Source organism: Streptococcus sp. IsoGale021 (assembly GCF_031142795.1).
In the GTDB taxonomy this organism is placed as follows: Bacteria; Bacillota; Bacilli; order Lactobacillales; family Streptococcaceae; genus Streptococcus; species Streptococcus hominis.
Map to the genome: position 1 here is coordinate 46,674 of NZ_JAKZJH010000004.1, position 12,982 is coordinate 59,655.

The following is a 12,982-nucleotide window of genomic DNA, read 5'->3' on the forward strand; positions in this document are numbered from 1 at the left end:
TTTATGTGGAAAAAACTAAAAAATATTCACTATATGTTTCATATTGCTTTAGTTTTTATTGTCTTTCCAATAGCGGGTGTCATCGGTGGGGACTACTCGCTTTTGCTCTTGTTGTGGACAGTATTTTTTATCGGAGCTTATTACAATCTTCTACTCGATAATCATCCGTTTCATCAGTGGCTGTCTTGGTGGATAATGATTGCCTACATTTTTTATAGTTCTATTTGGCTAAATCCAAGTTTTGTTTGGTACATCTTTTATCTATCAAATCTACTAATCTATCACTTTAATGAAATTCCATTTAAATCTTGGCGCTTTTGGACCTTTTTTACCTTACAGCCAATCATTCTGTTTTCTATTTTTCTGAAAAATCCGAGTGATTTATCCTATCTGATATTTTTGATTGCGACCTTTTTATTTGCTGATTTATTGACCTTCGGATTGTATCGCATGCAGGTGGCTGAATTGCTTCAGGAGGAAAAAAGAAAGCAGAATGCTCAACTCAATCTGTTCCTAGCTGAAAATGAGCGCAATCGTATTGGACGAGACCTACATGATAGTCTAGGGCATACATTTGCTATGCTCAGTGTCAAGACAGAATTAGCACAACAGTTTCTTCAAATGAAATCCTATGAGAAAGCTGGTAAAGAATTGCAGGAAGTGCATGAAATTAGCAAGCAGTCTATGGCAGATGTGCGACGGATTATTGATAATCTAAAAACACGAACCTTGGATGAGGAGTTAGTGACTATTCAGGCGATGCTGGAAATGAGTGGGATTCGGGTACAAGTACAGCATCAACTCAATATTGCTAGCATCGCACCGAATATTCAATCAAGCTTAAGTATGGTTCTACTAGAATTAGCAACAAATATCATCAAGCATGCTCAAGCAAGCAGTTGCCAAATTCATCTGTATTCTGAAAAAAATAGGTTAATAGCAGATGTTGAGGATAATGGGAAAGGTTTCAAAATTGCCACAGGAAAAGAGTTGCATTCTATTCGGGAGCGTGTGGAATCATTGTCTGGACACGTAGAGATTTTAAGCTGTAAACAGCCAACTAAGATTCGAATAAACTTACCAATGGAGGGATACAAATGAAATTGTTAGTTGCCGAAGATCAAAGCATGCTAAGAGATGCTCTGTGTCAATTGCTAGAAATGCAATCAGATGTGGAAACGGTTCATCAAGCTTCTAATGGGCAGGAGGCAATGACTCTGTTGCAATCTAAAAAGATAGATGTGGCTATTTTAGATGTGGAAATGCCTAAGCAAACAGGTCTGGATGTGTTGGAATGGGTCAAGGAGAAGCAGCCAACTGTCAAAGTTGTTATTGTCACCACATTTAAACGTCCTGGTTACTTTGAGCGAGCGATTAAAGCAGATGTAGATGCTTATGTCTTAAAAGAACGCAGTATAGCCGACCTTATGAAAACGATTCATACTGTGTTAGACGGAAAAAAAGAATATTCTCCTGAGTTGATGGAAGTCATGATGACAAGTAAAAATCCCTTGTCCAATCAAGAAATTTTGGTTTTGCAAGCGGCAGCAAGAGGTCTGTCCAGCAAAGAAATCGCTCAAAAGCTTTATCTGTCAAATGGTACCATTCGTAATTATATGTCAAGCATTCTAACGAAATTAGCAGCAGAAAATCGATTGGAAGCGGTTCGAATTGCGCAAGAAAATGGTTGGATATAAACTAGATATTGTGAGATATTGAAGAGAAATTTAACATAGTGATTTAACTAGTTTTTATCGCTTTTGTTTGATAAACTCTTATAAGTATGCTATAATTTTGAAAAAGAAGATAGGAGTTTCATATTATGCTATTTTTAATAGTGCCAATTATTATTGTCGTGCTGTTTCTCATTCTTTTTAGCTCGTTGTATGTCGTTCGTCAACAGTCTGTAGCGATTATAGAACGTTTTGGGAAATATCAAAAGTTAAGTAATAGTGGAATTCATTTGCGTTTGCCATTTGGTATTGATCATATCGCAGCGCGTGTGCAATTGCGCCTCTTGCAAAGTGAGATTGTGGTTGAAACGAAGACACAAGATAATGTATTTGTCATGATGAATGTTGCTACACAATACCGTGTTAATGAAAATAATGTAACAGATGCTTACTATAAATTGATTCGTCCAGAAGCTCAAATCAAATCTTATATTGAAGATGCTTTGCGCTCATCTGTTCCTAAATTGACATTGGATGAATTGTTTGAAAAAAAAGATGAAATTGCACTTGAAGTACAAAAACAGGTAGCAGAAGAAATGTCTACTTACGGTTATATCATCGTAAAAACCTTAATTACCAAGGTTGAGCCAGACGCAGAAGTCAAGCAATCAATGAACGAGATTAACGCTGCCCAACGGAAACGTGTTGCTGCTCAAGAATTGGCTGAAGCTGATAAAATCAAAATTGTAACTGCCGCAGAAGCAGAAGCGGAAAAAGACCGCCTTCATGGGGTAGGGATTGCAGAGCAACGGAAAGCGATTGTGGATGGTTTGGCAGATTCTATCAAAGAGCTGAAAGGTGCGAATGTTGAATTGAAGGAAGAACAAATCATGTCCATTCTTTTAACCAACCAATACCTTGACACGTTGAATAATTTTGCAGACAATAAGGGAAATAATACAATTTTCCTACCAGCAAATCCTGACGGAGTGGAAAGTATCCGAACACAAATATTATCAGCACTTAAAGCTAAATAAAGAATATTCTGAATTGCTTTATTCATCAAAATAGGCATCCTTTTCCGTTGACAAAACAAACAAAAACCTTTACAATATTTATTTAGAAATAATAAAATAGGAGAAGGAAATGGCTAAATCTAACTTTGAAAAAGTAGAATCAGTTGTTAGCTGGGTTCGTGATAAGAAAATCACGGGTTATCGCATCAGTAAAGAAACGAACGCTCGTGAAATGTCTATCATTGCCCTTGCTCAAGGACGTGCTAAAGTGAAAAATATTTCATTTGAAACCGCTCTTGGATTGATTGATTTTTACGATAAAAACCACGAAAAGTTTGAAAACTAATCGTTGTATTTTTAGCAGGCTATCAGCCTGCTTTTTTTGTTTGCGATTGTAAAATAGTATGATTTTATAGGTAAATAACAAATAATTATAAAATATAAAGTTTATTTATTCGACAGATGACTGATTCTTTAGAATGAATATTTTTACAAAAAAATGATAAATTGCTTTCTACAATACAATCTGTTTTAAAAAATATTCTTAAAAATTAGAGTTTTATTTTTCACAAGAAAATGTTCTAATGAATGTGTATTCAAACATTCTGTTTTGTTTGAATAAAAATTAGTTTTTCAATTGAGTTCCTAAAGATTTTGGAGAGAAAATAAAGACGAGACTGGGACAAAAGTCCTTAACCTCGTCAGATTTTTATGAGTTTCTTGCAAGTCGCAGTGGTTGAGTGGGTTCTATGCAGTTGATAAATCAACCTTTACAGCCCTACTCAACTGTGCGGGGGTGGGACGACAAAATCAAATTTCTCCGAAATTACCGATTTTTGTCCCACTCCCGTCGGTTGTAGATTATCGTAAGTAACGTTGTAAAAATTCTTTTGTGCGTTCTTTCTTAGGGTGAGTAAAAATGTCTTCAGGTTTGCCTTCTTCAGCAATGATGCCTTTGTCCATGAAAATGACACGATTGGAGACATCACGCGCAAACTCCATTTCGTGCGTGACAACAATCATGGTTAAGCCTTCTTGAGCAAGGTCTTTCATGATTTTCAGCACTTCGCCGACCATTTCAGGGTCAAGGGCTGATGTTGGTTCGTCAAATAAAATGGCATCTGGGTTCATGGATAAGGCGCGTGCAATAGCAACCCGTTGCTTTTGTCCGCCAGAAAGTTGTTTTGGCTTTGCTTGCCAGTAAGGTTGCCCCATGCCAACTTTTTCAAGATTTTCTTTGGCGATTTTTTCGGCCTCTGCTCGTTCTCGCTTGAGAACAGTCGTTTGTGCGACAATGGTATTTTCAAGAACGTTGAGGTTTTCAAAAAGGTTAAAGCTTTGGAACACCATACCGAGTTTTTCACGGTAATGAGTGAGGTTATAGTTTTCTTCTAGTACATTTTCACCACGATAAAGGATTTCTCCTCCACTTGGCTCTTCAAGGAGATTGATAGAGCGTAAGAAAGTAGATTTTCCACTACCAGAGCTTCCGATGATAGAGATGACTTCTCCGGAGTGGACGGTAAGGGAAATATCTTTTAAGACTTCATTTTGTCCATAGGATTTTTTAAGATGCTTGATTTCTAAAATGGTATCACTCATGCCTTTACTCCTTTCGTTTGCATTTGATTAGCGCCCGTTGTGTAATCATCTGTGTCAAAACGCCGTTCTACATAGCGGAGAATGCGTGTTACCGTAAATGTTAGGACAAAGTAGATCACGGCAATAATCGTAAAGGTTTGGAAATATTGGTAAGTTTGGGTGGCAATAGTATTTCCTGAGAAATAAAGTTCAACAACGGAGATAACATTCAGTACGGAAGTATCTTTGATATTGATGACAAATTCATTCCCTGTAGCAGGTAGAATATTGCGCACGACTTGAGGAAGGACAACTTTGCGCATGGTTTGGTTATGTGTCATTCCCAGAGCAGTTGCGGCTTCAAATTGCCCCTTATCAACAGCAAAGATTCCTCCGCGGACAATTTCACTCATATAAGCACCCGTGTTAATGGAAACGATAAAGATGGCTGCGATTGTACGATCAATGGAAACTCCAAATGCCTGTGCTGTTCCGTAGTAAATAACCATAGATTGAACAATCATAGGTGTTCCACGGAAAATTTCGATGTAGACATTCAGGAACCAACCGAATAAAGTTTGTAGAATAGCGAGAGCTTTATTTTTGGCTGTAGGAGCGGTGCGGTAAACACCGATTAAGAGACCAATGATGAGCCCTGCAATTGTACCAGTAATGGAAATGAGAAGGGTTAAGCCAGCTCCGCGCAGAAATTGGGGCCAGTTGTCTTTCAGAATCTTTGTCACTTGTCCAAAGAAAGTAGTTTTATCTTTGCTGGTGTCAGTTTCAACAGGTTGGTTTTGAATCATCTTGTCCATTAAAGCGACTTGGTCTTTGGCACTGATTTTAGCGATAGCAGCATTGACTTGTTCTAGACGATTGTCGTTTTTGCGCATTCCGATTGCAATCGTAGCATCCTCTTCATTAACTTCAAACCCCTTTTTGAACTGAATCATTTTAAATTTCGAGTTGGCAGATTCTGCTGTGAGGGCTTCGGGACGCTCAGAGATGTAGCCGTCTATCACTCCTGACTCAAGTGCTTGGCGCATTTGAGCGAAGTCGCCCATTGCAGTTTCTTGCTTAGCGCCTGTCAGTTGGGAAATCAAATTATAGAGGTAGACACCTTGTTGAGAGGTGATTTTTGCTCCTTTGAAGTCCTTCAACGTTTTTGCATTAGCATAAGCCCCGTCTTTGTTGACCAGTACTACAGGCTCACTGGTATAATAACTATTGGAAAATGCGATTTCTTTTTTTCGCTCAGCAGTTGGGCTCATACCTGCTATAATCATGTCCAATTTTCCTGATGTTAAAGCAGGAATCAAACCATTCCAAGACGTTTTGACCACTAACGGTTTTTTACCTAATTCTTTTGCGACTTGTTTTGCAATTTGGACATCATAACCGTTGGCATATTGATTGGTACCTTCGATTTTGACTGCGCCGTTTTTGTCATCGTCCTGAGTCCAGTTGAACGGAGCGTAAGCTGCCTCCATTCCGATACGTAAATATTCATCGGCATGAACGGTATTTACAAATCCTAGACTGAACAGAAAAAGTGTAAATAGAGATAAGCAAATTTTCTTCATATTATTCTCCTAATTTTAAAATAGGTTCCTTGTATTATATCGAAAAAAGCAATGCTTTTCAATATTGGGGAAACCCTTACTTGAAAAAATGGTATAATAAATCTAACCAGTAAAAGGAGGTTGTCAGATGAAAAAGTTCTTTTGGAGTATGGTGATTTTTTTCTCGTGTTTGTTCATTAGCCAGCGAGTTTTGGCAGTGAGTTACGATATTGAATCCTATAAAGGCAATTTACAGATTCATTCTGATAATACAGCGACATTTGTTGAAACAGTCAATTACCATTTCTCAAGCGGTTACAGAGGACAAATCATTACTTTGGGGACATCTGGTAAAGTTCCTCTGGGCTTTGATGTGGAAGGAAAGCCGACGATTCTAGCTTTAAGGAATGGACAACCAAAAACGGATATTACTGCTGTTCAGGAATACATTGCGGGTGGTTATAAATATAAAATTTATAATGCTGGTAATAAAGGAGACCGTGTAACCATTACGGTTACTTGGAAGTTGAAGAATATGTTGTTTGTCTACAATGATATTGTAGAATTACACTGGATTCCAATCAGTGATTGGGATAAAAAATTAAATAATGTAGAATTTCGGATTACTCCTCCAGCTACTTCACAACAGACTGAATTGTATGCTCACACGGGTTATTTTATGAAGCCAGCTCAAGTGACACGAGAGGGAGATAGCTATCTGATCCGTGTCGCTAGTATTGCTAAAAATAGAAATTTAGAATTTCATGCATATTGGGATCGATCGCTAGTAACTGTTCCTGAAAATAGTTTAGCTGTTACAAAACGCAATCGGTTGCAAGAGTTTCGTCAAGTTGAAAAGGAAGTTGCCACCAGTACAAAAAAATACCAGAGATTAGTAGACTGGGACTTACCACTTGCTTTGGTATTGGTTGGTCTAATTAGTTTGGTTTTTTACATTATTTTTCATCTTAGAACAAAATCCCGTGTAACGTTTCCTAAGCATGCTCGTTTGTATGAAATACCGCAAGATTTACCACCAATGGTCATTGCTTCAAATGTTTATTCAGTAGATTTGACAGAATTGGATCCGACTGAGCGACAAGCTACATCTCTGAAATTTGAAAATCTTGTCCAAGCTACTTTATTAGATTTGATTGATCGAGGCAATCTTGTTTTTACAGATGATACGAAACAGCCAAAATTACAAAGAGTGACAGATAAGGGTTTAGCTGATTTTGAAAAAGAATTTTTAAAAATGGCTATGGGAAACAACAAGCAGTTGCTTGTGAAAAATTTGTTTTCAGATTTTAAAATTGACGATAAGATATATAATAGTGGCGAGAAAGCTGTTCGTAGCGCGGGCAATAGAGTGAGAAAACTATTAAAATGCTATTTAAAACTTATTACAGAAAATATACATGAAATTATTGAGCGTGAGCAATTGCCAAATAATTATCGCCCTGTTTCTAAAAAGGAGCTCTTGTGTTTATATCTTTCAATGCTCCTTATGAATCTTATTGTGTTTGCTTCTCTTGGCATCTTAGCTTGGATTTTCTTGGAGTATGGACTCGTATTTTATCAATTTGTAGTTAGCTTCTTCATTGCCGGCGGAATGCTGTATTACCTTTTGAGAAAATGCAAAATGGTGAAGCGTGATGGCGTTTTAAATGAAGAAGGGGCAGAAAACTATTATTACTGGAAGAGTTTTGCCAATATGTTGCATGAGATTGCTCATTTAAAGAATACAGAAGTAGAGGGAGTGATTTTGTGGAACAGATTATTGGTTTATGCTGCTATGTTTAATTGTGCAGATAAGGTGACTAAGACGATGAAACTACGCAAAATCACAATTGATAATCCATCAATGAATGCTTTTGTTTATCAGGATATGGTGTATGATTTCCATGCGAGCTCACATGCTTTTGTTGGCTATGGGGCAGCAGCTAATTCGGCTAGCAGTTTCTCTGTTTCATCAAGTGGCAGTAGCGGTGGCGGCTTCTCTGGTGGTGGCGGAGGCGGAGGAGGAGGTGCTTTTTAAAAAGTGCCTCTATTCTCTCACTTGAAATTATGCTATAATGAAACAAATCAACCTTAGGAGAAGAAAATGTTTATCATTGAAATTTTAAAATCCATCATCTTTGGGATTGTGGAAGGAATTACAGAGTGGTTGCCTATTTCTAGCACAGGTCACTTGATTTTGATACAGGAGTTTATCAAGTATAAAAATCAGAATGCTGCCTTTATGGAAATGTTCAATGTCGTTATCCAATTAGGAGCGATTTTGGCGGTTGTAGTGATTTATTTTGATAAATTAAATCCATTTAAACCGGGAAAGACAGCGCGTGAAGTGCAGAAAACATGGCAATTGTGGGCAAAAGTACTGATTGCAGCTGCGCCGGCTGCCATTATCGGGCTGCCTTTGGATGATTGGTTTGATGCTCATTTTTATAACTTCATTTCTGTTGCCTGTATGTTGATTATCTATGGTGTTGCTTTTATTTTGTTGGAAAAACGCAATAAAAGCGTGGAACCAGTGATTACTAATTTAGAGCGTTTACCTTATAAAACCGCTCTCTACATTGGATTGTTCCAAGTATTGTCACTTTTCCCAGGAACAAGTCGTTCAGGAGCAACCATTGTAGGTGGGCTTTTGAATGGGACCAGTCGTTCTGTGGTGACAGAGTTCACTTTCTTTTTGGGAATTCCTGTCATGTTTGGTGCCAGTGGTTGGAAGATTTTGAAATTTATTATCAAAGGAAATACACTTGGATTTGGTCAGTTTTTCTTGCTGCTTGTAGCAATGGGCATTGCATTTGGGGTCAGTCTCTATGTCATTCGCTTCTTGACAGACTATGTGAAAAAGCACGACTTCACAATCTTTGGGAAATACCGTATTGGACTTGGTGTCTTGCTTATCATTTACGGCATTTTTAAAGCCATTTTTTAAGTATTCAAAACTCAACAGTTTTTGTTGAGTTTTTTATTGGCAAAAGAAAATGAGGTTGTCTATTTTTTGTAAAAAAACCGAAATTTTAGTATAATGAAAAGACTAGAAGTATGAGGTAATGCGATGGAAATGAAGCAAATTAGTGATACAACGATTAAGATCACAATAAAATTAGAAGATTTAGAAGAACGTGGGATGGAAATGGCAGATTTTCTCGTTCCGCAAGAAAAGACAGAAGAGTTTTTCTATGCAATTTTAGATGAGTTGGAAATGCCAGAGAGCTTTTTGGATAGCGGCATGCTCAGTTTTCGTGTGACACCAAAGCCCGACCGATTGGATGTCTTTGTCACCAAGTCTAAGATTGATAAGAATCTGAACTTCGATGATTTGGCAGATTTGCCAGATGTAGAAGAGCTGTCTCAAATGTCTCCTGATGAATTTTTAAAGACATTAGAAAAAAATATTTTTGAGAAAAGTAAAGACGATATGGAGGCTGTTCGTTCTTTGGAAACGGCGGAAGCAGACGATAACACAAGCACTTCTGATGTGGAAGAACAAGAGGAAAATAGTGACGAGCTAACGCAAAAATATATCTATTACATTTTGAAATTTTCCAGCCTGAAAGAAGCGATTGTCTTTTCTAAAACAGTAGACTATGCTGTTAACACTTCGGAGTTGTACAAAATGGATGGTTACTATTATTTAACAATCTTGGTTGATATTGAAGGACATCCTAAGCGTTATCCAGCTTGGCTTCTGGCTTTGATGCGTGAACATGCAGAAGACACAGATGTGACAAGAGCTGTTTTACAAGAGCATGGTTATTTATTGCTTGTCAACGAGGCAGTTGCCAGTCTTAAAAAGGTTAAATGCTTATGATTCCCTTCCCTTTAAAATTCATTTTGGTGTTGCTTGGAACCTTTTTCATTGGTGTGATTCTCACACCTTTGGTGCGTCTATTAGCATTTAAGATAGGCGCAGTTGATTATCCAAATGCTCGGAGAATCAATAAAAAACCGATGCCAAGCAGTGGCGGTTTAGCCATTGTCATTGCTTTTTCGGTTGCTACGCTTGTTTTTATGCCGATGATTGTACAGGCGACCTTTCATGGAAAAAGTTATTTTGATTATATTTGGCCTGTTGTCTTAGGAGGCGGAATCATTGCTCTGACAGGATTGATTGACGATGTAAAAGAGTTGAAGCCCTTAGCCAAGATGTCAGGAATTGTGTTAGCTGCCAGTTTGATTTGGCTATTGACGGATTTCCGTTTGAATCATTTTAAAATTCCTTTTGGTGGGCCGCTGCTGCACTTTGCTCCTTGGTTGTCTTTCATCTTAACCGTTATCTGGATTATTTCGATTACCAATGCTGTTAATTTGATTGACGGGTTGGACGGATTAGTGAGTGGTGTATCCATTATTTCGCTGGTGACAATGGGGATTGTTTCCTACTTTTTCTTGCCAGATCACAATGTTTTTCTAACCTTAACTATTTTCGTCTTGGTCATGTCTATTGCAGGATTTTTCCCTTATAATTATCATCCAGCTATTATTTATCTAGGAGATACAGGAGCGCTGTTTATCGGTTTTATGATTGCGGTTTTGTCATTGCAAGGCTTGAAAAATGCGACAGCTGTTGCTGTGATTACTCCGATGATTATTCTGGGGGTGCCGATTACAGATACCTTTTTAGCAATTGTCCGTCGAACTTTATCTGGGCAAAAGTTTTACACACCAGACAAGCGGCATCTTCATCATCGGCTGTTATCCTTGGGCTTAACACATCGTGGGACAGTCTTGGTTATTTATGGCATTTCTATGATTTTTGCCATGATTTCTCTTTTGCTAAATGTTTCGAGCCGTATCGGTGGGACACTGTTAATTATTGGACTACTTTTTGGAGTGGAACTTTTGGTAGAACTAATTGGTGTTCTGGGGCCAAATCGAACACCGCTACTCAATATCCTTCGTTTTATCGGAAATTCTGCTTATCGGGAAGAAATCCGAACAAAGTTTAGAAATAGAAAAAAGAAGTAGACTCGCACTTAAACAAAATAAAAGCCTTTTTGGCTTTTTTTTGCTATACTTATAAGGTAAATGAATGGTTACAAAGAAAGGAAAGTTTGCCATGTCTGTGTTAGAAATCAAAGACCTCCATGTAGAAATTGAAGGAAAGAAAATCTTAAAGGGAGTCAATCTGACTCTTAAAACAGGAGAAATTGCCGCCATTATGGGTCCAAATGGGACAGGGAAATCCACCTTATCAGCAGCGATTATGGGGAATCCAAATTACGAGGTAACCAAAGGAGAAGTTCTCTTTGACGGTGTCAATATTTTAGAACTGGATGTGGACGAACGAGCTCGCATGGGGCTTTTTCTTGCTATGCAGTATCCAAGTGAAATTCCAGGTATTACCAATGCAGAATTTTTGCGTGCAGCCATGAATGCAGGTAAAGAAGATGATGAAAAAATCTCTGTCCGTGATTTTATCATGAAATTGGACGAAAAGATGGAATTGCTGAATATGAAAGAAGAAATGGCAGAGCGTTATCTAAACGAAGGTTTTTCTGGCGGTGAAAAGAAACGTAATGAAATCTTGCAGTTGTTGATGTTGGAACCAACCTTTGCGTTACTGGACGAAATCGACTCTGGACTAGATATTGATGCACTGAAAGTGGTGTCTAAGGGCGTCAATGCTATGCGTGGTGAACATTTTGGTGCTATGATTATTACGCACTATCAACGTCTGTTGAATTATATTACGCCTGATGTGGTCCATATCATGATGGATGGGCGTGTAGTTGCTTCTGGTGGTCCGGAATTAGCTGTTCGTTTGGAGCAGGAAGGTTATGCCAAATTGGCTGAAGAACTTGGTTTTGATTACCAAGAAGAAGTCTAGTCAACCTTTCTTTTTGCTTAGAAAAGATAGGAGAATAAAATGACAAAAGAAACCATTAAACATTTTTCACAAATGCATGCGGAGCCTGAGTGGTTGGCAAATCTCCGTCAAGCTGCCTTTGATAAAATAGATAAGTTGGAACTGCCTGTTATTGAGCGTGTGAAATTTCATCGTTGGAACTTGGGAGACGGCACGCTGTCAGAAAGTGAGGATCTTGTAAATGTGCCTGATTTTACAGCACTGAATGACCATTTGACATTGGTTCAGGTTGGAACACAAACTACTTTAGAGCAATTGCCGGCTGACTTGGCGGAGCAGGGCGTCGTCTTCACAGACTTTTATTCTGCTCTTGAAGAAATTCCAGAAATTATTGAGAAACATTTTATGTCTGCTGTCAAATATGACGAAGATAAGCTTGCTGCTTATCATACAGCTTATTTCAATGGTGGAGCGGTGCTCTATATTCCGGATAATGTTGAAATCAATCAGCCCATTGAAGGCATTTTTTACCAAGACAGTGAGAGCGACGTGCCATTTAATAAGCACATTCTGATTATTGCAGGGAAGCATGCCAAGTTTACCTATTTGGAGCGTCTGGAGACTTATGGCTCTGGGACTGTTCCCGTGACTGCTAATATCACGGTGGAAGTGATTGCACAGGCTGGTGCACAGATTAAGTTCTCAGCTATTGACCGTCTGGGGGAAAATGTGACAGCTTATATCAGTCGTCGGGGCAAGTTGGACGATGATTCAATGATTGACTGGGCAATCGGGGTCATGAATGAAGGCAATGTGATTGCTGATTTTGACAGTGATTTGTTTGGTCGTGGCAGTCATGCGGATATGAAAGTGGTGGCTCTCTCTCGTGGTAGACAGATACAAGGGATTGACAGTCGCGTCACCAACTACGGTTGCAATTCAATCGGCAATATCCTCCAACATGGAGTTATTTTGGAAAAGGGGACTTTGACCTTCAATGGTATTGGACACATTATTAAGGGAGCTAAGGGAGCAGATGCTCAACAGGAAAGTCGAGTACTGATGCTATCTGATCAAGCACGTTCAGATGCCAATCCTATTCTTTTGATTGATGAAAATGATGTCACAGCAGGGCATGCGGCTTCTATCGGTCAGGTAGATCCAGAAGATATGTACTATCTCATGAGTCGGGGACTGGATAAGGCAACTGCAGAACGATTGGTCGTGCGTGGATTCTTAGGATCTGTTATTGTTGAAATTCCAGTTAAAGAAGTCCGTGCTGAGATGATTGAAAATATTGATGAAATTTTGGCTAAGAAATAAAAG

General features: G+C 38.5%; 12 protein-coding genes. 10 read left to right on the forward strand and 2 right to left on the reverse strand.

Annotation, left to right across the window (positions count from 1 at the left end; translation table 11 throughout):
- Nucleotides 1-3 precede the first annotated feature (3 nt).
- The 4 genes from RG565_RS04275 to RG565_RS04290 all read left to right on the forward strand — a co-directional run bounded on the left by RG565_RS04275 (nt 4) and on the right by RG565_RS04290 (nt 3,035).
- Nucleotides 4-1,101 (forward strand): sensor histidine kinase, encoded by a 1,098-nt coding sequence (locus tag RG565_RS04275; protein WP_247936741.1) that lies wholly within the window; start codon nt 4-6, stop codon nt 1,099-1,101.
- The gene (locus RG565_RS04280) at nt 1,098-1,697 is read left to right on the forward strand and encodes a response regulator transcription factor (RefSeq protein WP_247936742.1); all 600 of its coding nucleotides are present in this window, start codon (nt 1,098-1,100) and stop codon (nt 1,695-1,697) included. Before RG565_RS04275 ends, RG565_RS04280 begins: the two co-directional genes overlap by 4 nt.
- A 125-nt stretch (nt 1,698-1,822) precedes the next feature.
- Nucleotides 1,823-2,710 carry an SPFH domain-containing protein gene (locus RG565_RS04285; RefSeq protein WP_003028449.1) on the forward strand — a complete coding sequence of 296 codons (888 nt, stop codon included), beginning with the start codon at nt 1,823-1,825 and terminating at the stop codon, nt 2,708-2,710.
- A gap of 109 nt (nt 2,711-2,819) precedes the next feature.
- A complete protein-coding gene (locus RG565_RS04290; protein ID WP_003025899.1) occupies nt 2,820-3,035 on the forward strand; it encodes a hypothetical protein in 216 nt (71 codons plus the stop codon).
- Between the two features lie 515 nt (nt 3,036-3,550).
- On the opposite strand, the gene RG565_RS04295 is transcribed toward RG565_RS04290, so the two are convergent.
- Both RG565_RS04295 and RG565_RS04300 read right to left on the reverse strand, forming a co-directional pair.
- On the reverse strand, nt 3,551-4,291 hold the full coding sequence (locus RG565_RS04295; protein WP_003043510.1) for an amino acid ABC transporter ATP-binding protein: 741 nt from the start codon (nt 4,289-4,291) through the stop codon (nt 3,551-3,553).
- Nucleotides 4,288-5,853, reverse strand: a complete 1,566-nt coding sequence (locus tag RG565_RS04300) for an ABC transporter substrate-binding protein/permease (RefSeq protein WP_247936743.1) — start codon at nt 5,851-5,853, stop codon at nt 4,288-4,290. The genes RG565_RS04295 and RG565_RS04300 overlap by 4 nt, the downstream gene beginning before the upstream one ends.
- Nucleotides 5,854-5,980: 127 nt before the next feature.
- Here RG565_RS04300 and RG565_RS04305 point away from each other — a divergent pair, with 127 nt between their 5' ends.
- The 6 genes from RG565_RS04305 (at nt 5,981) to sufD (ending at nt 12,979) form a co-directional block, all read left to right on the forward strand.
- Nucleotides 5,981-7,870 (forward strand): DUF2207 domain-containing protein, encoded by a 1,890-nt coding sequence (locus RG565_RS04305; protein ID WP_247936744.1) that lies wholly within the window; start codon nt 5,981-5,983, stop codon nt 7,868-7,870.
- 66 nt (nt 7,871-7,936) lie between these two features.
- Entirely contained in the window at nt 7,937-8,779 is an 843-nt protein-coding gene (locus RG565_RS04310; RefSeq protein WP_247936745.1) for an undecaprenyl-diphosphate phosphatase, read from the forward strand.
- A 123-nt stretch (nt 8,780-8,902) separates the two neighbouring features.
- Nucleotides 8,903-9,658: an adaptor protein MecA gene (mecA, locus tag RG565_RS04315; RefSeq protein WP_247936746.1), complete on the forward strand. Its 756-nt coding sequence runs from the start codon at nt 8,903-8,905 to the stop codon at nt 9,656-9,658.
- A complete protein-coding gene (locus RG565_RS04320; protein ID WP_003028442.1) occupies nt 9,649-10,815 on the forward strand; it encodes a glycosyltransferase family 4 protein in 1,167 nt (388 codons plus the stop codon). Before mecA ends, RG565_RS04320 begins: the two co-directional genes overlap by 10 nt.
- A 91-nt stretch (nt 10,816-10,906) precedes the next feature.
- Nucleotides 10,907-11,677, forward strand: coding sequence for a Fe-S cluster assembly ATPase SufC (sufC, locus tag RG565_RS04325; RefSeq protein WP_106083019.1), 771 nt, complete (start codon nt 10,907-10,909; stop codon nt 11,675-11,677).
- 39 nt (nt 11,678-11,716) lie between these two features.
- Nucleotides 11,717-12,979: a Fe-S cluster assembly protein SufD gene (gene sufD, locus RG565_RS04330; RefSeq protein WP_247936747.1), complete on the forward strand. Its 1,263-nt coding sequence runs from the start codon at nt 11,717-11,719 to the stop codon at nt 12,977-12,979.
- The last annotated feature ends 3 nt before the right edge of the window (nt 12,980-12,982 follow it).